Here is a 20,273-nt window from a genome sequence, read left to right on the forward strand (position 1 = left end):
TGGTTTTAACCATGAACGAAAGCAATCAAGGAATGAAGAAAAGAGGAAGTTATGAGTTTTGATATCGCATTAAGTGGATTAGACGCAACCAATGTTCAGTTAAATACTATTAGTAATAATATTGCCAATGTTTCTACCTCGGGCTTTAAGGAGTCACGTACTGAATTTTCAGCGGTATACAATGGTATGCAAGCAGGAGGGGTTGAAGTAGCAGCTATTTCGCAGAATTTTGATAAAACAGGTTCAATTACCGGGACCGGTCGACCGTTAGATTTGGCGATTTCGGGAAGCGGATTTTTTGTTACTAAAGATCATACTGGGCAAACCTTATATACCCGATCCGGTGTGTTTGGTTCTGATAAAGATAACAACATTGTTAGTAATAATGGTGCCAAACTTCAAGGCTATACCGTTGATGCGAATAACAATTTACAAGCAGGCGCGGTAGGGAATTTAAAAATCACTACCGCTTCACTGCCGGCAAAAGCGACAGATGAGCTTGCTTTTGTGGCTAACTTAGATGCCCGTTCTAGTGTGATTGATCCTGCTATTAATCCTTTCGATCCTAATGCGACTGACAGCTTTAACTCGTCTTATACCTCTAAAGTTTATGATTCTTTAGGTAATCCTCACACCGTTACACAGTACTTCACTAAAACTAATGCTAATGAATGGCAAGTGAATGTGGTCGTTGATGGCGCGGCTACCCCGACGCAAACCCAAAATGTTGTTTTTAATACCGACGGAACATTGCAATCACCAACGGCTCCTTTTGCAGTGAATTTTAACCCTGCAGGCGCGGATGCGGCGAATATCAATATTGATATAGCTGGGACGACTCAGTTTGGTGCGGATTTTGGCGTGAGCACTAATGCACCCAATGGGTATACTTCTGGTGAGCTTGCTGGTGTGCGTGTTGAAGACAACGGGATGGTATTCGCCACTTACACGAATGGGCAATCTCAGTTACAAGGTCAGGTGATGCTGGCTGATTTTGCCAACCCTCAAGGATTGGTAAAAACCAATGGTACTTCTTGGATTCAAAGCTTCAGTTCGGGGGCTCCTGTTAATGGTGCGCCAAGTACGGGTACTTTAGGTGGATTAGTTGCTGGCGCATTAGAAGGGTCAAATGTTGACCTTACCAGCGAACTGGTAAGCCTAATGACCGCTCAGCGCAACTATCAGGCCAATGCCAAAACTATTTCGACGTCAGATAAATTAACTCAATCACTCTTTAACGCGGTGTAGTGAGAGGCTGTTATGGATAGTTTTTTATATACCGCAACCAGTGGTGCAAGCCGAGTGATGAAAGCGCAACATGTGCGATCAAATAACTTATCAAATGCAGATACCGCTGGCTTTCGTGCGGATATGGAGCGAGTGAAAAGCATCCCTTTACAGGGCGCGGGTTTTGATGGTCGCACCATGGTTGTGACTAACTCAGCAGCGACACGCTTTGATGCAGGGGATGTAATTAAAACGGGGCGTGCACTGGATATTGCGATTAATGGTGATGGCTTTTTTACCGTACAAACTGTCGCTGGTAATGAAGCCTACACTCGTGCTGGTAACATTCGTGTTGATGAGCAAGGCATGATGCGCGTTAACGGTTTTCCATTGATGTCAGAAGGGGAAGCCTTAGTGCTACCAGAATATCAAAATGTGGAAATCAGCGATAAGGGTGTCGTGTCAATCGTGCCGCTAGGTGGTGGTGCTGAACTTGAAGTTGGACAATTAAAGTTGGTTAATCCGGACTTTAATCAATTGCAAAAACAAAGTGATGGCTTGCTTCACCCAGTGAATGATCAAGTTTTTGCTCAAGACCCGAGTGTGGCGATGACGGCAGGACATTTAGAAGGCAGTAACGTATCTGCGATCAATGAGCTCGTTAGTGTGATGTCGCTGACTCGTAACTTTGAAATGCAAGTGCGAATGATGAAAACCGCAGAAACATTAGCACAAGCAGGAACCCGCTTAATGAACCCACGTTAATGACGTAGGTAGCAATAATTACAAGGAGAGTCATCATGCATTCAGCACTTTGGGTCAGTAAAACAGGAATGGCAGCACAAGATACAAAAATGACTGCGATTTCAAACAACCTTGCCAATGTTAATACGGTAGGTTTTAAACGTGATCGTGTTGTTTTTGAAGATTTGTTTTACAGCATTCAACGTCAACCAGGCGCGCAAGTCGATCAGTTAAATCAATTACCGAGTGGAGTACAGCTTGGTAGTGGTGTACGTGTAGTCGGCACACAAAAAGTATTTACGCAAGGGAATTCACAAAATACCCAACAACAGTTGGATCTTGCTGTTATGGGCTCGGGTTTTTTCCAAATAGAGAATTCCGATGGTGAAGTGATGTTTAGCCGAAATGGACAGTTTCACGTTAACTCTGAAGGTTTAATGGTGAACGGACAAGGTCTACCACTTCAACCGCAAATTCAAATACCTGAAGAAGCGAATACGATATCCATTGGCGTAGATGGCATTGTAACGGCAACGCTTGCAGGGGATCCTCAGCCGCAAGAGTTGGGGCAAATTACCTTGGCGAAATTTATTAATCCAGCAGGTTTAGAAGCGATTGGCGGTAACCTTTATAAAGAGACACAAGCCAGTGGTCAGCCGCAAGAGATGATTGCAGGCACTGATGGAGCAGGCAGTTTGAAACAAGGGGCGCTAGAAGGCTCAAACGTGCAAGTAGTTGAAGAAATGGTTGATATGATCACCACTCAACGCGCTTATGAAATGAATGCCAAAGTAGTGTCTGCCGCTGATGACATGCTGAAATTTGTCGCTCAAGCCGTGTAAGGAGTGAGGATGAAGACGCTTTTAATGCTGCTATGTTTTCTCTCTTTTGTATCAGGTTGTGCAGTGCGTGAAGAATTTATTCCGCCTGAACCTAATGATGCTGCATTTGCGCCACCGGATCTTGATTACAGCTTACCTGAAGCCAAGCATGGCAGCTTGTATCGCCATAATTATTCGATGACTTTGTTTCAAGATCGCCGTGCCTATAGGGTCGGCGATGTATTAACGGTAGAGTTGGATGAGCAAACGCAGTCAAGCAAAAAAGCCAATACCAAGTTTGGTAAATCCTCCTCAATTGAATTTGCAGCGCCGACATTAGGCAATAAAACCTTTGATGATCTCTCTGCCAGTGTCAGCGGTGATCGTGGTTTTGATGGTACTGCTGCAAGCACTCAAGGCAATAAGTTACAAGGGGCAATCACTGTCACTGTACATAAAGTATTACCTAATGGCGTGCTGATGATCCGTGGTGAAAAGTGGATTCGACTTAACCAAGGGGATGAATACATACGCTTAACGGGCGTGGTTCGGGTTGATGATGTTAATCGTCATAACCAAGTATCTTCTCAACGTATTGGTGATGCGAGGATCACTTATTCTGGCAGAGGCGCACTGGCTGATAGCAATGCTGCAGGCTGGTTAACACAATTTTTCACTAGCCCATGGATGCCTTTCTAATGAAAAAAATGGTTTATTTTATCCTGTCTTTTTTGTGTGTGACGTTTGGTTGGATGCCGCTTAACGTTAGCGCTAAAACAGCAGTACCTATGATGGATTTAGTGGATGTGCAAGGCATACGCTCAAATCAGCTGGTGGGTTATGGTTTGGTGGTTGGTCTTGATGGCTCAGGAGATCGAAATCAAGTGAAATTTACCAGCCAGTCTATTACCAATATGCTGCGTCAATTTGGGGTACAAATTGGCGATAGGATCGATCCAAAGCTTAAAAATGTCGCTTCAGTGAGTGTGACGGCTACCGTTGAAGCGATGGCGGGACCCGGCCAAGAGCTCAATGTTGTTGTTTCATCTATTGGTGATGCAAAAAGCCTACGTGGCGGTACTTTATTATTGACGCCACTTAGAGGTATCGATGGTGAAGTTTATGCTGTTGCACAGGGAAATGTTGTTGTTGGAGGGGTAAAAGCAGAAGGGCAAAGTGGCTCAAAAATCACGGTCAATACACCTACAACAGGACGCATTCCTAATGGTGCAACGTTAGAGCGAGAAATACCGACAGACTTTAATAACAGCAGTATCGTCACGTTAAATTTACGCCAACCGAGCTTTACTACAGCGAAAAATATTTCCCGTGCAATAAACGCGACTTTCGGCCCAAAAGTTGCGACTGCGATCAGTAAAGGTCGAGTGGAAATGCGCGCGCCACAAGACTTACAACAGCGGGTGACTTTTATGTCGATGTTGGAAGACTTAAAAGTGATGACAGGGAGAAAAGCTGCGCGGGTGGTATTTAATGCGAGAACAGGAACGGTTGTGGTTGGCAAAAATGTCCGTGTTAGTGAAGCGGCTGTGAGCCACGGTAATCTTACAGTGACGATTTCAGAAAGTGATCAAATCAGCCAGCCCAATGCCTTTAGTCAAGGCACAACAGAGCGAGTTAATAATTCTAAAGTTGATATCAACCAAGATGAGGCACAAATGTATATTTGGCCTGAAGGGACTGAGCTTAATACTATCGTAAATGCCGTGAACAGTTTAGGTGCGTCACCTGATGATCTTATGTCTATTTTGCAGGCGCTACATGAAGCAGGCGCATTGAATGCAGAGCTGGTAGTGATTTAGGAGAGTTAGATGAAGATCGACGACAATATCAGCACAATTAACAAAAATAATGTTCTATACCATGATAATAATGGTTTGCAGCAAATCAAACATTCGCTATCTGATGAGCAAGGTTTAGAAGTGGTTGCTGGGCAATTTGAAGCGATGTTTTTACAAATGGTTTTACGTCAAATGCGAAGTAGTAGTGATGTCTTGGCTGATGAAGATAATCCATTTTCCAGCAAACAACAGAGTGTCTATCGCGATTTTTATGATGGTCAGTTGGCAATTGAAATGGCGAAACAACAGCAAACAGGCATTAAAGAAATGTTGATGAAACAGTTAAATCCTAACCAAGGATTTAATGATGTTCAAAATAGTGCCGCATTAACTCATCAAGCACTGGAAAAACAAGTCACACCAAAGCCTGTTAATAATGAAGCGGCCGATCAATTGGCAATGCGAACGTGTACTGCTTTTCAACAATCATTGCAATCTTACAAGGAGCAGTAATCGCTATGAATATGATTAATATTGGTTTAACAGGATTAAATGCCAATAAAACGGCGCTTGATGTTACTGCTCATAATATTGCTAATGTTAATACGCCTGGATTTAGTCGACAGCAGGCGATGATGAGCGCTCTTGCTGGCAACGATATATTAAGTGCGGGAAGTGGTGTTGAAATTGCCAGTATTCGACGTATATCAGATCAATTCATTGTAAAACAAACATGGGCAGCAACCAGCCAACAGGCAGCAAGCAATGCGAATTTAGACAATATGACGATGCTCGAAAGCCTATTAGGTGGAGAGGGCTTTAATATTAGTGCAGGTCTTGATTCTTTATATTCAGCGTTAAATGACGCGACACTTAAACCGGAATCTACCCCTAATCGCCAGCAAATTATTAATGAAGCTAAAGCGTTATCTCGTCGCTTTAATACCTTGTCTGAATCTTTACATGGCCAGGGTAAGCGTATTAGTGACAAGGCTACGGCGTCTATTGAGCATGTTAACAGCTTAATGAACAATATTGCAGATATAAACCACCGCGTTGTAGAGACACAAGCGACAGGCGGTAATCCTTCTCAGCTTATTGATGAACGTGATGTATTAATTAAACAACTTTCTGAAGTGGTTGAGATCAGTTCAACTCAGCAACCAGATGGTAGCCTACAAGTTACTCTGGCATCTGGTCAGCCTTTGATTTTAGGTAGTGATGCTGCGCAATTAAAATCGACTCCGATAGTTAATGAGCCGTTTATTAAGAACATCGAAATTAATTTTTCTGGGCAAACCTTTGCTGTTACAGGTGAGTTAGGAGGGCAGTTAGGATCATTTGATAACTATCTCAAAGACACCTTAAAACCGACCCAACAAGCCCTTGATGAGATGGCACAAAACCTAGCAACCGAATTTAATCAGGTATTAGCGACGGGTTTTGATTTAAATGGTAATCCAGGCCAAGCATTGTTTTCATTCGATCCTAATTCACCAGCGGGCAGTCTTGATATCACAGCGATCACACCTGCTGAGCTGGCATTATCTTCAGATGGGACACCGGGTAACAGTGATACGTTACAAGCCTTGATCGATTTGTCGACAAAACCAATGGCGATCACTGGGTTAGGTAGTGTGACCTTGAATGATGCATTTGCTTCTATGGTGGGTAAAACGGCAATAGAAACGAGACAAGCCGCCGTTGATCAAAAAGCCGCAGAAACCTTATTTAGTCAAGCTAACGCAGCACGAGATAATTTAAGTGCGGTTAACAGTGATGAAGAAGCGGCAAACCTAATGACATTTACTAATGCTTATCAAGCAAACATGAAAGTGATCAGTACAGCCAATGAACTGTTCGACTCAGTATTACGATTATTGTAAGGGATGAATGATGAGAGTCAGTGATACGCAATTTAGCCAGCTAATGTTAACCAGCCTATCAAAAAATAACCAAGGCTTAGGTGAAGTGTTAGCGCAGATGTCAACAGGTCAGCGCTTACTCAAATTATCTGATAACCCAATTGATTCTATTAATTTATTGAATTTAGACCGTGAAAATAGCGCGATAAATCAGTACCAAGATAACATTAGTAATGTGAAAACCGCGCTATCTTCGCAAGAAGTTCATTTAATGGCCGCAAGTGATACGTTAAAGGATATGCGAGATACGTTGTTATTAGCGTCAAATGGTGCCATATCAGATGCTGATAGAGAAAGTTATGCGAATAAATTAGTCAGCTTACGTGATGCTTTTATGTCTTCATTTAACGTTCAAGATGAAGAGGGTAATTACCTTTTTTCCGGTACTCAAAGTGATGTCCCAGCGATTACAGCACAACCTGCTGGTGGCTATATTTTTGAAGGTAATAGCGATAAGCGCGTAGTGACGGTAGCCAAAGGCGTTACGATGGAAGCAAATTTTGCTTCACAAGAAATGCTCGATCTTGGCGGTAATAATATCTTAAATCAGATTGACGCAGCGATAACCGAGTTACAAGCCCCGACAGCAAATCTCAATAACACCTTACAAGCAACGTTAAATACTCTAGATATAACGCATGATAATGTTTTAGCAGCAGTAACCGATATTGGTGGGCGCCATAATAATTTAGATTTAATGGAAACCAGCCATGGTGATAATAAGTTATTTGTTGAAGCCGTAACCAATGATCTAGAAGCGTTGGATTATGGTGAAGCATCGGTTCGTTTAAATAATTATATGGCTGCGCTTCAGGCTACACAGGCAAGCTACATGAAAATTAACGACCTTTCATTGTTTAATCGATTGTAAGGTAGCAAAGAACTATGGTTACAAGTACATCGGAAGTTAGAACTCAGAGTATAAATTTTGCTAATGCGAGCAAGAAAGCTGCCATTGTTCCGTCTGCCGCAGACACAATCGATACCAAGAAAATCGCTGGTTCGAACTTAAAACAATTAAGCTATCAGCAAGATGGATACACGGTTTCCAAAACCTTACTCGCCAAGGGTCAGCAGCAAGTAACATCGGTACAAATAGCAAAACAAGCTTTAGGTGTTGTAGGGCGGGACTTACAAGCAATAAAGAAGATCTTAAGTACTGAGCTTATTGCTCAACGCGCTGTTTCTCCGTCAGCTCAAAACAATGCTAATCATCATCTTGATTCGATAAAACACACATTGAATAACGCTAAGAGCGACGGACTTCGTGTTATTGATGCAGAGCTAAAAGTTAATATTGATAGACCAATAACACGTACATTTTCTGTTCCCGGTCTGAATGTTCAGCGTCAGCGAGAGCACAGTGAGCTTATTAAATTAAGCTTTCAACAGTTGGGAACGGTTGTTGTGAATATGGATGCGAAACTAAGTGATAAAGCCTTAGTTTCGCAAATAGATCGTCATGTGATCCCTTTTGGTCTTCGAGCATCGCAACAAGATAACGGCGATATTGTATTTCGAACCAATGAGCAAGGCTTTCAAGGGGTGGAAGGAAAAGTACAGGTAATTGGTCAAGGGCATCGATACCCTGCAGGGCAGGCCAATACCCTGACGATTAAGCCTGAGCCTGAAGGTATTGAAGATAGTCAATTTACTTTTAATAACCGTGAGCAAATTCGCGATACTTTAGTTAAAGTGAACCAACATTTACGGCAAGTGCAACAAAGCCTTGATGATATCAAAGCTTATCAGGCGGTATTGGCTAAACAAATGGCAGATGCGAAAGCAAACACGTCGCTGGGCGATGTTAAGCAAGTAGAAGAAAAGCTTAGCCAACTCTCGGGGGCTGGAAACCAGCAATTTAGTGCAACGTATCGCTCTTTAGCAGCACAAGCGAATGTACATCGTCATACCGTTGTCGCTTTATTGAAATAATGTCACTGACTACATGTTTATTTCTGACTTTCGTCTGCACAACATTCATCTTGAAGGTACGCAATCACTGAATCCAGTTTCTGATATTCCGCGACACAAAACAAAGTTCGTCCTTCTCTGCGTTGTGAAATGAGCCCCGCAGAGGCCAGCCCGGCAATATGATGAGAGAGGGTTGAACCTGGAACAGAAAGCTTTTCTTGTAACCCCCCAACAGCAATACCTTGATGACCCGCTCTAATCACTGTTTTGTAAATCATCAATCGTGTCGGATGTCCTAATTCTTTCAATGCCTTAGCAATGATTTCTGTATTCATTGTGAGTGCCCTTACTGATTTTATATTTCGATATTACTAGAAATGTCTTGATCTATCCAATAAAGATCAATTATATTTCTATTATTCTAGAAATATAGATTGGTGCTGTGATGTTAAAAGATACGTTAGAGATGTTCCTCTTTTTGGCGACTGAGTTAACGCTACTGTTTTTGTTGATTAGTTTTTTGGTTGGTGTATTACAAAGCTATATTCCACCGGCAAAAATTCAGAGAATATTAAGTGGAAAGAAAGGTAAGGGTTATGTTGTTGCTGCATTATTAGCAGCTATTACTCCGTTTTGTTCTTGTTCAACAATCCCGTTTTTAAAAGGATTACTTAGAGCTAAAGCGGGCTTTGGAACCATGATGGTGTTCCTTTTAGCAAGTCCTCTGCTTAACCCCGTTATCATTGGTTTATTTGTCGTAACCTTTGGTATCAAAGTTGCTGCATTCTATTTTGTGATGGCGATGGGTGTATCTGTTATTGCCGGCGTGCTATTAGAAAAGCTCAACTTTGAACGCTTTGTAAAACCAGAAGCCTATATCGAACCTGAATCATCATGTGGTGCTAAAAGCTGTGGCGGAGCGAAAGTTGAAACAAATAAATGGAAAAAAATCTGGAACACAACATGGAAAGACTTTAAAAAAGTACTGCCATACTTAATCGGTGGTATTGCTATTGGCTCATTGATTTATGGTTTTATGCCAACTGAGTTCATTGCGAAAATCGCAAGTGATAACAATCCATTTGCGATTCCGGTAGCGGCTGTCATTGGTATTCCATTATATATTCGTGCAGAAGCCGTCATTCCATTGAGTGCCGCATTAGCTGCAAAAGGAATGGGATTAGGGGCGGTGATGGCATTAATTATTGGTAGTGCTGGCGCAAGTTTAACAGAAGTCATCTTATTAAAATCGATATTTAAAACACCAATGATTATTGCTTTTGTTACGGTTGTTTTAACCATGGCTATGAGTTCAGGTTACTTATATAGCTGGATTTTTTAGCCCTTACCATGGAATTTCAGTGCCATCGTAACTGAAGAATTTTCCATTATCTTTTAAGCTCAGTCGCTGTAGCAAGTTAATTAATGCTGCAGCGACTTTTTCTGGCGTTTGTAAATTACCTTCTGGCACGTTGCGCTGAAAAGGCTTTGATAAGTTTGTGTCTGTAGTACCGGGGTGAAAAGCGAATACACAGGTATTAAATTTTTTATTTTTCCATTCAATACTAATCGTTTTCAAAGCCATATTTAATGCTGCTTTTGAACTTCGGTAACTTATCCATCCACCTATATTATTGTCTTCAATACTGCCAATTTTTGCCGAAACAGTAACAAAGTAATTCAATGTTTTTGATTTTAATTTAGGAGATAAGTGCTTAGCGATTAGCAGTGTAGGTAATACGTTCGTTGAGATATTTTGATTAAAAAAATCACTATCAAATTGAGTAATCGTTTTTTCTGGCATCATATCGCCACTGTGTAACATGCCAACCGCATTGATCACGATATCCAGCTGGCCAACTGTTTCTGATAATTTAGCCACATCAGAATCTTTGCTGACATCAGTACGATGCCAAGTGAGTTGAGGGTGTTCAATAGTTGGATGGCTGTTGTGGTATGTCGCATGGATATGATTGACTGCACCTTGGCTTAGATATGTTTTTATTAAGGCTGAACCAATGCCACCTGTGCCACCTAATATCAATATATGCATAAAGAGAAACTCATCGTATTGAAATAACAAAGTATCTATACGATGAGTTTAGCTAAATAGTTTTGTTTTAATTACTTACGCTTAAAGTAATCTCGAATAGATTCGAAAATGAGTAATACACTATAAAAGGGATTATCAGCTTTGTTATATTCTTCTAATACGTAGATGAAGTTCGACTTATAGTGCTCTACTGCTTCTTCACTTGTTTCTGCATAAATCACATCATCTAACACTTCAAAGCCTTGAGACAGTAATTCTTCTTTCTCTTTCAGAAATGTCGAAGATGACATATCTATAAAAGTGTATTGTTTTCTGTCGTTGTTAAGCGTAAAGAACTGAAATTTAATCGCCATAATTATTCCCCTATATTTCACCAAGCGTATAAAAATTGAAAACAAAAGTTTGAGTAATACGTCTTTGGTTCTGCAAATACATTGAAATAATATTTAGCTATAGCGTTCTGATTAAATTTAGCTGTAAAAGTATGCTTTTATCCTATGTGATCAATAACTAGACAAACAAGGGAAAGCTTCTCAGTTTTATTTGTAAGAGGATGTAAATCCCTTAGCGATGATCATCTACATAGCGTGTTGTTAGCACTCTTATTAAAGGGATGCGCTCAATTCATATTACTTTTAAAGTATTTTGGTAAATAAAATTTATCGTAATGATAAAAATCCGTGTTTTTGAACGGGCGTCAATTACTATACTATCCGCGCCAGTTAATAAACCTACACGGTATAAGATATTGGCAACAACCACTTCTACAGCGCTGTATACAGATCTATCTTCTTACTACGATTTAATGTGTGCTGATATTAATTATCAAGCTCAAGCCGAGTGTATTCGTCGCCTTCACCAGCTTTTTGGTAATAAAGGTACGCGACATCTAGATCTAGCCTGTGGTACAGGCCCTCATGTTCGTCATTTTATTGATAATGGCTTTCAAAGTGCTGGTTTAGATATCAATCAGCCAATGCTGGATCTAGCAAAGCTTCGCTGTCCAGAAGCCGACTTTGTTTTGCAGAATATGTGTGAATTTAAAGTTGATCAGCCATTGGATTTGATCACCTGTTTCTTGTATTCCATTCATTACAGCGACGGTCTTGCCAATTTAACGCGTTGTATTGAAAGTGCACATGCGGCGTTAAAAGAAGATGGTATATTTTGTTTCAATGCGGTTGAAAAGAACTTAATCAACAACAGTTACTTTGTCAGCCACAGTGTTGAACATGATAGCTGTCGCTTTACTTTCAGCTCTGGTTGGTATTATCAAGGTGAAGGTGAAAAACAAGCGCTGAAATTGAGTATTGAAAAAGCGGATACACTCAATACTGAAATTTGGCATGATGAGCATCCAATGGTTGCGGTGAGCTTTATTGAACTTCAAGCGCTACTTGAACCATATTTTGATGTTCATATGTTTGAGCATGACTACGAGAAACTTATTCCTTGGAATGGGGAATCAGGTAATGCAATCGTAGTGTGTGTGAAGAAGTAACAACAAAAGGGTCATCCAACGGTTATTAATGGTTACAGTTGGGTGATCCGTTTTAGATGTTACCCGTTTGTATTTTTCTATTTATTTAATTGTTTTGCCACAATTAATAATGAAGTCATTCTATGGTAATTTACATATTCGTTTATAAAGCACAATAACGAATACAGAGCTGATGAATAAAATGAAGCATGTCGAAAATAAACTGGGCTTATGTATTGCCTGTATTGTTTTAGTTTGTGTGGTTGCAACAATAGGAAGTTCTACCAATACGCCATGGTTACAGATGCCGTTTGAAGCATTTAATGGCATTGCATTTAGCTTTGGTTATTTTTTTCGTTTATCTGCTACGTGGGCGTACGTATGTAGTAGTGTCTTTTTTATCTCATTGTTTGCGGTTAGCTTTTGGCTGGGGAAAATAGTGGTAAGATTTTTTTGTCGTCAACGTTAAGCTACTAAAAAGAAGAAATATAAAAAGCAGACGAAAGCGAGCAATATAGCTGAGATGATAGGGTAAATAATGTAGCTGTCATCTGTTCTATTCGCGCGATGAAAACAAAAAAACGCTAATAAACCATTATAAAAGATCAATAACAGGCTGATCATTGTGCCAGTACGTAAGTCGAGCGAGCCTAGCTGAAATAGAAAAAAAGACAGCAGAATATAATCTATGACGATCAGCCATAGAAAAGTCTTTTGTAAATTATCAGCTTTACGCTGTTTTATTTGTGTATGAGTCATTGGGCACACATCCACTAAAATCTCACCAAAACCAAGCATTGTATTCAATATTTATAAAATATAGCTTATAAATTAGACACGACGGGCTGTATTTCTTTTGGCTGGGTGACTGAATGGTTTATATAGTCGCTTCTTAGCACTGGTTGATTAAAACGCGCTTTTTCGTAAGCTTTATCAATAATGTTATCAGGATTTCCGGTACCAAAAAGAGCATCTACAACGCTTGCTGCTGGGGTAGTTAAGATAAATAATTCAATCCGACGATTTTCACTGGCGTTAGGGGATTGTTTGTTCAGTAGGGCGCGTTCTGCCATTGCTGCAACTTGAAGTACTCGATTGCTTGGCATGCCGCCAGCAATCAGCGTCTGTCTTGCGACATTGGCACGGGAAGAGGAGAGTTCCCAGTTTGATCTATTACTAAACTGGCGTTTAAACGGAGTCGCATCAGTATGGCCACTGATGATCAGTGAATTGCTGATTTGTTTAAAAATAGGGGCAATACTTAATAATACATCTTCAAAAAAGGGCGTTAAATTAGCACTGCCACGATGAAACATATTTTGTTTGAAGTCATCTTGTAAAATGATCCTCAACCCTTGCGGTGTAACATCAACCGAAATATTACCTTGAGCTGATACTTGCTTAGCGGTTTCTTCAACGACCGAAGCAAGGATCGCTAATTGCTCTTGGGTTTCAAAACTACCTGGAATTAACGCATCACGCTCTGGGCCATCACCGTTACCATCAAAAAACGATTTTATTGTCATCGCTGCATTGTGAGAGCTTAGATCGGCAGCTTCGCCGCCGAAATCAATAGGGGATAAGCTGTTGGCGGTATCAAAAGGATTGCCAGCCCCTTCGTCAAAAACGCTGGCACTATTTACGTAAGCGACAATGGCTTTACGTTCTTTTTGATCAACTACTTGCATCAGCCAAAGCACTAAAAATAGTGCCATAAGAGCAATCATAAAATCAGCAAAAGCGACTTTCCATGCGCCACCGTGTTGTTGATGTGAATGTCGTTTTGCTGCACGTTTAAAGACGATCTGCTCTGTGTTCTGCATTATCCCTCCTGTTCAGTTAGCCACCTCTCCATTTCGTTAAATGTAGGTTTAATGTCTAGCTGAATATGTTTTCTTCCTGCGTCAATAGCTAATAAGGTTGGCTTTTTAGCGACATAGGCGACAAGTGTTGCTCTTATACATTCAAATGCTGACATATTGCGTTTAACGCGCTGTGCCATGGCATTACTGGCAGGATCTAGAATGCAATAACAGCCAAAAATCCCAAGAAAAGTACCGACTAATGCGGCAGCAACGTGATAGCCGATCATGGCGATAGAGCCATCAATGGCTTGCATGGTAATGATAATCCCCATGACCGCTGCCAAAATACCAAATCCAGGTAAGGCTTCTGCGGTACGTTGCATAGAACGTGAAGGCAAGAGTAAGTCTTCTTCTATTGCACTGATTTCTTGTTCTAATAACCCTTCAAGTTCATAAGGCGACATTTGTCCCATTGCCATTAAACGTAAATTGTCTGTAATGAAAGAAATAACATGATGATCATGCTTAATGAGAGGATAACGATTAAAAATTGTGCTGCTTTGAGGCGACTCAATATGCTCATCGAGTGCTTTAAAGCCTTTATTACGAACGGTATCAAGCAAGGTTTGCAGTAATGCCATCAATTCCATGTAGTACTGAGCCTCATTATTACGAGGCGAGAGTACTTGACGAAATTGTTGGCGCATTTCTTTTAATACATGCGGTGGATTACCAATGATCAACGAGCCTAATGTAGCTCCGGCAATAATTAAAAATTCAGCAGGTTGCCAAATCGCACGTAAATTTCCGCCAGCCCAAACGTAGCCACCAAAAACACAAATAATAATGATGATGGCACCGATAAACTTTTGCATATACAGCTCCTAAGCCGATAAATAGTGATTGAGGGATTTCAGTGCTTGTTTATGCAGCTGACAAATACGCGGTGGAGTAAGGTTAAGCACTAACGCGATCTCATGCAGATTGAGCTCATGTTGATAAAACAGGGTCAGCAACAACTGCTCTCGTTTTGATAATTGCGTTAAAGCGTATTCCAATGTCCGACGCATATGTTCATGTTCAACACCGTTATATTCCAACGGTGAATCTAGTTCTTTTCCAGCCTCTAGCAATTGGTCAAGGCTTTGCATTTCACTTGCCATACTGGCTTGTAAACGCAGTTGATAATTTTCACTATCAATCCCAAGCGCAGATGTGATCTCAGCTTCTGTGGGTTGTCGGCCAAGTTGCTTCATTAAGTCACGGGTAATGTCGTTAAGCTCATGGGCTTGCTGGCGTGTATGACGAGAACGCCAATCTAGTCGTCGCAGCTCGTCTAAAATCGCACCACGAATACGACATATAGCAAACGCTGGAAATTGAGGATCCTCGACATCGCCATAACGTCGCGCTGCTTCTAACAGCCCAATTAGTCCAATTTGTTGCATGTCTTCATAACTGCAATATGAGCTAGTATGGTGACGAAGTTGATTAACCACGCGTTTAACTAAAACAAGGTGATTACGGATTAATAAATCTTCATCAATATGATTCTGTTGCGACGATGGAGCTGTGTCGGGTTCATAGTGAGTGGTTGGGTTGTGATCAAGCATACTCACCTCATTATTGAATGACGTATTTGGTAAAAAGCACATCATCGATATCACGAGCGATCGTGGTATTGGCAAAGGCTGCGGTCAGGGTTTGTTTTACTTCTTGCTGTAATTGATCGATAGATTGCTGGTTTTGTAACTCTTCATACTTTTTCTTACTGAACATTTTGAGTAATGCATTGCGAACGAGCGGCATATAGCTATCGATTTGTTTTATTCGTTCGGGATAGTGGGTTTGGACTGCTAGCTCAATCATCACATAATGAGTTTGGCGTTCGCCTTTTACACTGACAACGACCTTATCGAGAGGATGAAAAGCAGGCTGTGCCGTGGCTTCTGGCTCTGATTGAAAGACTTTTGTGATCCATGAATTTATGTTTGGAGTGGACGTATTCTGTTGGCTATACCATAGGGTAGCGCTAAAAGTGGCAACAGCAACAATAATGCTGATCAGCAATATGATAAAGAGGTTAGAAATCGTTTTTTTATTAGTCATCATCCTGATCCTAAATAAGAAAAATTATGCGAGCGTGGATAGCCAATGCTCATTAGTTGTCGATGTTTCAACGTCTGCTGATGACGAGGAAGTGATTACCCTATGATCGTTATCATCTTGGGTTGAATGTTGTGCGTTTTGATCTGAATGGGAATGTTGCTTACCTTGACTGATGTTGACATCGACACTGACAAACTGCTGCTGGAGATCATGACGTAAACGTTCAGATACTTGGTTAAGTGCATCACGTACAGCAGTGTTATTAGCATTGATTTGAACATTCAACTTATCGCCATCCATTTTGACGATCAGATCAAGTTTGCCAAGATCCGGTGGATCTAAACGAATACGTGCTTCTTGCATGTTTTGTGTCGCTTGAAGAGAAACGCGATCTTGTAGAATATTCAGCATTTTCTCACCCCATTGTGGAGATTGAGGATCAACACTTATAGGAGCCCAATTCACACGATTAACCGTTATGTTAGTTTGTGTTTGTGTTTGAGCAGATAAAACTTGTTCGACTGCTGTAAGATTTTGAACCGATTGTGCAACGGGCATTTCACTATTGAAAACCGGTGTTTTTACCACGTTCAACGATGACATTTGCTCTAAGGCTGAACTTGGTTGTGAAGTTATGGTTAGTGGTGCTATTACTCCCTTAGTAGGATTGTTTGCATGGTTGATCGCTGATGTATTAACACCGTCTAGAATCTGATGAGAACTTGATAATGCACTCTTAAGATCTGGTTGCTGCGTAAATGAAGCAGAGGACAGTGTGCTTGTGGTTGACGGTGTAGCTAAGTGATTAAGTGAAAAATCACCTATGATTGGTGTAGTTACGGTTGTTTCAATTTCACTTGGCGCTACCGGCAGCAATGTTTGGTGTTGCGATACTGTTGCAGAGTCTATCTTTTCAAGATCTGTTGCATTAGCATTTCCTAATAGCAGCTCTGGTAAGGTACTTTCGCTTTGCTGGGAAAATGTTTGTAATGTTTTCGAGAAACCTTCTTGTCCTACTGTAGCGTCTGAGCTTTCAACAAGCATCCCAGCTTGTTTGATATCAGATGATGACGATACATTGTCAATTTTGGTGAGCGCAGTATTAATTAACATTGTTCACTCCATACTGTTGGCTGACTGATAAGCATCAAGGCGTTCTTTTTCCTTGTCAGCAGTTGCTATTTTTTGTTGCAGTATTTGTTGTGCTTGTTGTAACGCAAGATATGCTTGGCGATGTGCAGCCATTAACGCCGTTATTTGTACTTGCTGTTGCGCTGTTTTAGGTTTCGATTTAAGCGGTAGTAACAGCGTACGTAACACATCATCAAGCTGCTGTAAGCGAGACCAGTTTTCAGTCTCAGCAGCTTGCTGAATTTTTGCTGTGAGTACTTTTAGCGATATGGAATTATTTGGCTGCATGCTGCCCAAACCCTTGCCAGCCTTCTCGAATGTTGTTCATCACTAATGTGACATTATCGAGGTGGGAGATATCGTTTTTGACACTTGCTTGGTAAAGTTCAAGCTGACAAAATTCATAAAGATCATGCAAATTAGCTGCAACTTCACCTCCAAGCTCTAAATCTAACGCACTATCTAGCCCTATTAAGATATTCATGCATTTATTAATGCTGATCCCCTTGGCATCGAGTCGTTTTGCTTCGATATGTCCTTGTGCACGGATCAGTTCATTTTGAAAGCCATCAATGAGCATCAAGACTAATTGATGAGGGGAGGCTGAAGCGGCTTGTGCATCCAAGTCGACTTGTTTATATGAATTAAAACCTGCATCTTGCATTAACATTGTTGTACTCCTTTTAACCAAATAATCCTTGGGTTTGCTGCATTTGTGTCATGATTTGATTCATCTGGGTGAATTGTTTGAGGTAGCGGGTATAAGCCATTTCGTATTTACGATCGAGGGCGACTTGTTTATCGTCGATACGGTCGATGTTGCTCCGTAATGCTTCTTTGCGAGAAGTGAATATCCCTGAAGAGAACTGAAGAAAAGGTTTAAGTGAATCTTCTAATGAATCGAGTAAATTTCCGTCGCCGTTAAACATGGACTCAATAGTTGCCCCCATGGTTTGTTGTGCGTTTTTAAAGCTATCTTTATCGACTTCAAGTTTGCCTTCGCGATTAAGGCTAATCCCAATTTCTGACAATCTTTTTCCTTCAAATTGATCGCGTAATAAATTGTTTAATTGCGATTCAATAGATCGAAGGGTGGGGTCATTGGCTAGTGCGCCGCGTTGAGTGTCTGCTGATCCTGTTTGAGTATAACTATCAAGGGTACTCATCACCTTGTTATAGCTTTCAATAAAAGCGTTAACTTGCTCTAAAGTAGCATCTTGATCGGTATCGATAGCCATAGAAAGAGCGGGATCACCAGAGGTTTGTGCTTTGGTTGCAGTGATATCAATACCATCAATGACATTTGAAAAGGTATTACTGCTGTTGGTCAGTTTTAAGCCGGTAGTTTCAGCACCGAGCCAAATCACTGCGTCTTGTGGCGTACTTATTTCAGTTAAGTTAGTAAAAGCATCATCAAACCATGCTGTACCTGTGCTTGCGTTAACACTTAAAGTATTTGCTAGGCCCGTTTCGGTGCTCGATAGCATAAAGTGAGTTTGCCCACTGGTACGAACTAGCGTGGCATTGACTCCGGGGTTATCGGGGTGATTATTAATCGCCGTTGTGAGCTCTGATATCGTGGATTGCCCATCACCATCGCTATCTATTGTCGACAGATCGAGATCAAGGGTTTGACCATCAATAGTGAATGAAAGTGTTCCTGTGTTAGGTACTGACGTTGTTGAATCTAAATTCGCTGGCATCCCTGTTTTAACCTGGTGTGCACTGGCAATTTGTTCAACAAAGATCTGATAACTGCCACTTAACGCTTGAGCATTCGCATTAACCGTAAAATGATTGTCGTCACTCAACGTGGCTTTATTCTGAATAATACTGGTTGTTGAACTGTTGATGCTTTGAATTGTTGAGCGAAAATCACGTAGGGCAGATTCTACTTTTCCCAGTGCAGTTAATTGGCTTTGGTATTTATCTGCTTGAAATTGGGCGCGTTGTTGGAATTTTTGTGTATCTGCCGTTGCAAGGTTACGTGCCATTTGCGCTGGATCAATTGTATTCATCTAATGCTCCTTAAGTGACTAGCTATATTCGCAAGAGCCATGCCAAAAAATCTTCTGTATAAATCATTTAAAAACAGTTGGTTATGGTTGTTAGGTTAGATGGCGGAAAAGTGACTTCCGTTTGTTATTTCCTGCTTTATTCCTATGTTCCGTCAACCAACAGTTTGATTTACTAAATTCCGATTTATTGACATCTACTGGTTACAAAAAAGCCTCCACGAAGGAGGCTTAGGAAAAAGAAACCACATTGTTTAGCGAAGTAATGACATTGCCATACCCGGTAACTGGTTAGTTTGGGAAAGTACCGTTGTGCCCGCTTGCATTAACATTTGGTTTTTAGTCATGCTTGAAGATTCCACTGCAAAGTCAGCATCAACAATACGACCTTTGGCTGCAGATACATTTTCAACCATGTTGCCTAGGTTAGTGATAGTGTGGTCAAGACGGTTAATGTTGGCACCCAGTGCAGAACGTGCATCACCAATTTCTTTCAGTAAACCTGCTTCACCGTTTGCGCCAGTCAGGGTATCTAGTGCTGTTTGTGCGTTACCTGCAGAAGTCAAATCACCTAAAGCTAATGAGCCTGAAGTACCAATGGTTGCATTCACTGCTTGTACTTCAGTAGATACATCAACCGCAAGTTGATCACCTGCTTGAGTACCAATTTGGAAATTAACCGCAGCAGCACCAAATGAGCCGGCATCGGTTAGTATATCTTGTCCACCGAAGCTGGTTGAGGCCATTACGTTGGCAAGCTCTTCACCAAGCTGTTGGAATTCTGCATCAAGCGCTGTTCGGTCGTTTGCTGATACTGTGCCGTTTGATGCCTGTGTTGCAAGGTCATTCATGCGGTAGACGATGTTAGTCATTTCATCAAATGCACCTTCAGCGGTTTGCATCATTGAAATACCGTCTTGCGAGTTACGCATAGCTACTGACATGCCACGAGTTTGCGCATCAAGACGAGTTGCGATTTGAAGACCAGCAGCATCATCTGCGGCTGAATTTACACGGTAACCAGTACTTAAACGTTCCATTGCTGTGTTTAACAAATTGCTAGTATTGCTCAGTGTATTTTGTGTAACCAGTGATGCGTAATTGGTGTGCATAGATAGAGCCATGATAGTTCTCCTTGTAATCAATCTATCGAGGTATTTCCTGCTCAATGTATCTATGCGGTCAGTTGGAAAAGATCATTAATTTTTATTTTTAATATTTTCAAAAAATAACAGAATAGGGAAATAAAT

General features: G+C 41.0%; 25 protein-coding genes. 12 read left to right on the forward strand and 13 right to left on the reverse strand.

From position 1 onward, the window contains the following. Positions 1–51 precede the first annotated feature (51 nt). The 9 genes from flgE to CTN01_RS08490 are packed head-to-tail and all read left to right on the forward strand — an operon-like array spanning position 52 to position 8,451. The gene (gene flgE / locus CTN01_RS08450; protein ID WP_045082422.1) at positions 52–1,248 is read left to right on the forward strand and encodes a flagellar hook protein FlgE; all 1,197 of its coding nucleotides are present in this window, start codon (positions 52–54) and stop codon (positions 1,246–1,248) included. 12 nt (positions 1,249–1,260) lie between these two features. Next, on the forward strand, positions 1,261–1,992 hold the full coding sequence (locus tag CTN01_RS08455; RefSeq protein WP_045082421.1) for a flagellar basal body rod protein FlgF: 732 nt from the start codon (positions 1,261–1,263) through the stop codon (positions 1,990–1,992). Between the two features lie 35 nt (positions 1,993–2,027). Next, entirely contained in the window at positions 2,028–2,813 is a 786-nt protein-coding gene (flgG, locus tag CTN01_RS08460; protein WP_045082420.1) for a flagellar basal-body rod protein FlgG, read from the forward strand. Positions 2,814–2,822: 9 nt separating this feature from the next. Beyond that, positions 2,823–3,491, forward strand: coding sequence for a flagellar basal body L-ring protein FlgH (gene flgH / locus CTN01_RS08465; protein ID WP_005364296.1), 669 nt, complete (start codon positions 2,823–2,825; stop codon positions 3,489–3,491). Positions 3,492–3,544: 53 nt separating this feature from the next. Continuing rightward, complete coding sequence (locus CTN01_RS08470) at positions 3,545–4,612, forward strand: flagellar basal body P-ring protein FlgI (protein ID WP_230627007.1); 1,068 nt, start codon at positions 3,545–3,547, stop codon at positions 4,610–4,612. A 9-nt stretch (positions 4,613–4,621) separates the two neighbouring features. Continuing rightward, a complete protein-coding gene (locus tag CTN01_RS08475; RefSeq protein ID WP_045128046.1) occupies positions 4,622–5,104 on the forward strand; it encodes a rod-binding protein in 483 nt (160 codons plus the stop codon). Between the two features lie 5 nt (positions 5,105–5,109). Continuing rightward, on the forward strand, positions 5,110–6,477 hold the full coding sequence (flgK, locus tag CTN01_RS08480) for a flagellar hook-associated protein FlgK (RefSeq protein WP_045150234.1): 1,368 nt from the start codon (positions 5,110–5,112) through the stop codon (positions 6,475–6,477). 10 nt (positions 6,478–6,487) lie between these two features. Next, positions 6,488–7,387, forward strand: coding sequence for a flagellar hook-associated protein FlgL (flgL, locus tag CTN01_RS08485; protein WP_045082418.1), 900 nt, complete (start codon positions 6,488–6,490; stop codon positions 7,385–7,387). A gap of 14 nt (positions 7,388–7,401) precedes the next feature. Beyond that, complete coding sequence (locus CTN01_RS08490; protein ID WP_107342139.1) at positions 7,402–8,451, forward strand: flagellin; 1,050 nt, start codon at positions 7,402–7,404, stop codon at positions 8,449–8,451. A 17-nt stretch (positions 8,452–8,468) separates the two neighbouring features. Here CTN01_RS08490 and CTN01_RS08495 read toward each other — a convergent pair whose 3' ends face one another. Beyond that, entirely contained in the window at positions 8,469–8,765 is a 297-nt protein-coding gene (locus tag CTN01_RS08495) for an ArsR/SmtB family transcription factor (protein ID WP_005364307.1), read from the reverse strand. 110 nt (positions 8,766–8,875) lie between these two features. Here CTN01_RS08495 and CTN01_RS08500 point away from each other — a divergent pair, with 110 nt between their 5' ends. Continuing rightward, positions 8,876–9,772 (forward strand): permease, encoded by an 897-nt coding sequence (locus CTN01_RS08500; protein WP_005364309.1) that lies wholly within the window; start codon positions 8,876–8,878, stop codon positions 9,770–9,772. Positions 9,773–9,775: 3 nt separating this feature from the next. Here CTN01_RS08500 and CTN01_RS08505 read toward each other — a convergent pair whose 3' ends face one another. Next, complete coding sequence (locus CTN01_RS08505; protein WP_045130202.1) at positions 9,776–10,483, reverse strand: SDR family NAD(P)-dependent oxidoreductase; 708 nt, start codon at positions 10,481–10,483, stop codon at positions 9,776–9,778. A 71-nt stretch (positions 10,484–10,554) separates the two neighbouring features. Beyond that, positions 10,555–10,836: a hypothetical protein gene (locus CTN01_RS08510; RefSeq protein ID WP_045082415.1), complete on the reverse strand. Its 282-nt coding sequence runs from the start codon at positions 10,834–10,836 to the stop codon at positions 10,555–10,557. 452 nt (positions 10,837–11,288) lie between these two features. Between CTN01_RS08510 and CTN01_RS08515 the strand changes: the two genes are divergently transcribed. Further along, positions 11,289–11,984: a class I SAM-dependent DNA methyltransferase gene (locus tag CTN01_RS08515; RefSeq protein WP_196296835.1), complete on the forward strand. Its 696-nt coding sequence runs from the start codon at positions 11,289–11,291 to the stop codon at positions 11,982–11,984. A 172-nt stretch (positions 11,985–12,156) separates the two neighbouring features. Further along, a complete protein-coding gene (locus CTN01_RS08520; protein ID WP_080896237.1) occupies positions 12,157–12,432 on the forward strand; it encodes a hypothetical protein in 276 nt (91 codons plus the stop codon). On the opposite strand, the gene CTN01_RS23015 is transcribed toward CTN01_RS08520, so the two are convergent. The 10 genes from CTN01_RS23015 to lafA form a co-directional block, all read right to left on the reverse strand. After that, positions 12,429–12,722: a hypothetical protein gene (locus tag CTN01_RS23015; protein WP_039871957.1), complete on the reverse strand. Its 294-nt coding sequence runs from the start codon at positions 12,720–12,722 to the stop codon at positions 12,429–12,431. The two genes, CTN01_RS08520 and CTN01_RS23015, sit on opposite strands and share 4 nt — an antisense overlap. A gap of 65 nt (positions 12,723–12,787) precedes the next feature. Continuing rightward, positions 12,788–13,786: a flagellar motor protein MotB gene (locus tag CTN01_RS08530; RefSeq protein WP_045150232.1), complete on the reverse strand. Its 999-nt coding sequence runs from the start codon at positions 13,784–13,786 to the stop codon at positions 12,788–12,790. Further along, the gene (gene motA / locus CTN01_RS08535; RefSeq protein ID WP_005364325.1) at positions 13,786–14,643 is read right to left on the reverse strand and encodes a flagellar motor stator protein MotA; all 858 of its coding nucleotides are present in this window, start codon (positions 14,641–14,643) and stop codon (positions 13,786–13,788) included. Before motA ends, CTN01_RS08530 begins: the two co-directional genes overlap by 1 nt. Before the next feature lie 9 nt (positions 14,644–14,652). After that, a complete protein-coding gene (locus CTN01_RS08540; protein WP_045130199.1) occupies positions 14,653–15,381 on the reverse strand; it encodes a FliA/WhiG family RNA polymerase sigma factor in 729 nt (242 codons plus the stop codon). A gap of 10 nt (positions 15,382–15,391) precedes the next feature. Further along, positions 15,392–15,877, reverse strand: a complete 486-nt coding sequence (locus CTN01_RS08545) for a flagellar basal body-associated FliL family protein (RefSeq protein ID WP_045150229.1) — start codon at positions 15,875–15,877, stop codon at positions 15,392–15,394. A 24-nt stretch (positions 15,878–15,901) separates the two neighbouring features. Next, a complete protein-coding gene (locus tag CTN01_RS08550) occupies positions 15,902–16,990 on the reverse strand; it encodes a flagellar hook-length control protein FliK (RefSeq protein WP_045150227.1) in 1,089 nt (362 codons plus the stop codon). A 3-nt stretch (positions 16,991–16,993) separates the two neighbouring features. Beyond that, positions 16,994–17,296, reverse strand: coding sequence for a hypothetical protein (locus CTN01_RS08555; RefSeq protein WP_045082407.1), 303 nt, complete (start codon positions 17,294–17,296; stop codon positions 16,994–16,996). Next, a complete protein-coding gene (fliS, locus tag CTN01_RS08560) occupies positions 17,283–17,678 on the reverse strand; it encodes a flagellar export chaperone FliS (RefSeq protein ID WP_045082406.1) in 396 nt (131 codons plus the stop codon). Before fliS ends, CTN01_RS08555 begins: the two co-directional genes overlap by 14 nt. A gap of 13 nt (positions 17,679–17,691) precedes the next feature. After that, entirely contained in the window at positions 17,692–19,026 is a 1,335-nt protein-coding gene (fliD, locus tag CTN01_RS08565; RefSeq protein ID WP_045130195.1) for a flagellar filament capping protein FliD, read from the reverse strand. Between the two features lie 251 nt (positions 19,027–19,277). After that, positions 19,278–20,147, reverse strand: a complete 870-nt coding sequence (gene lafA / locus CTN01_RS08570) for a lateral flagellin LafA (RefSeq protein WP_045130194.1) — start codon at positions 20,145–20,147, stop codon at positions 19,278–19,280. Between the last annotated feature and the right edge of the window lie 126 nt (positions 20,148–20,273).

This window comes from Photobacterium angustum, from assembly GCF_003026365.1.
Taxonomy (GTDB): Bacteria; Pseudomonadota; Gammaproteobacteria; order Enterobacterales; family Vibrionaceae; genus Photobacterium; species Photobacterium angustum.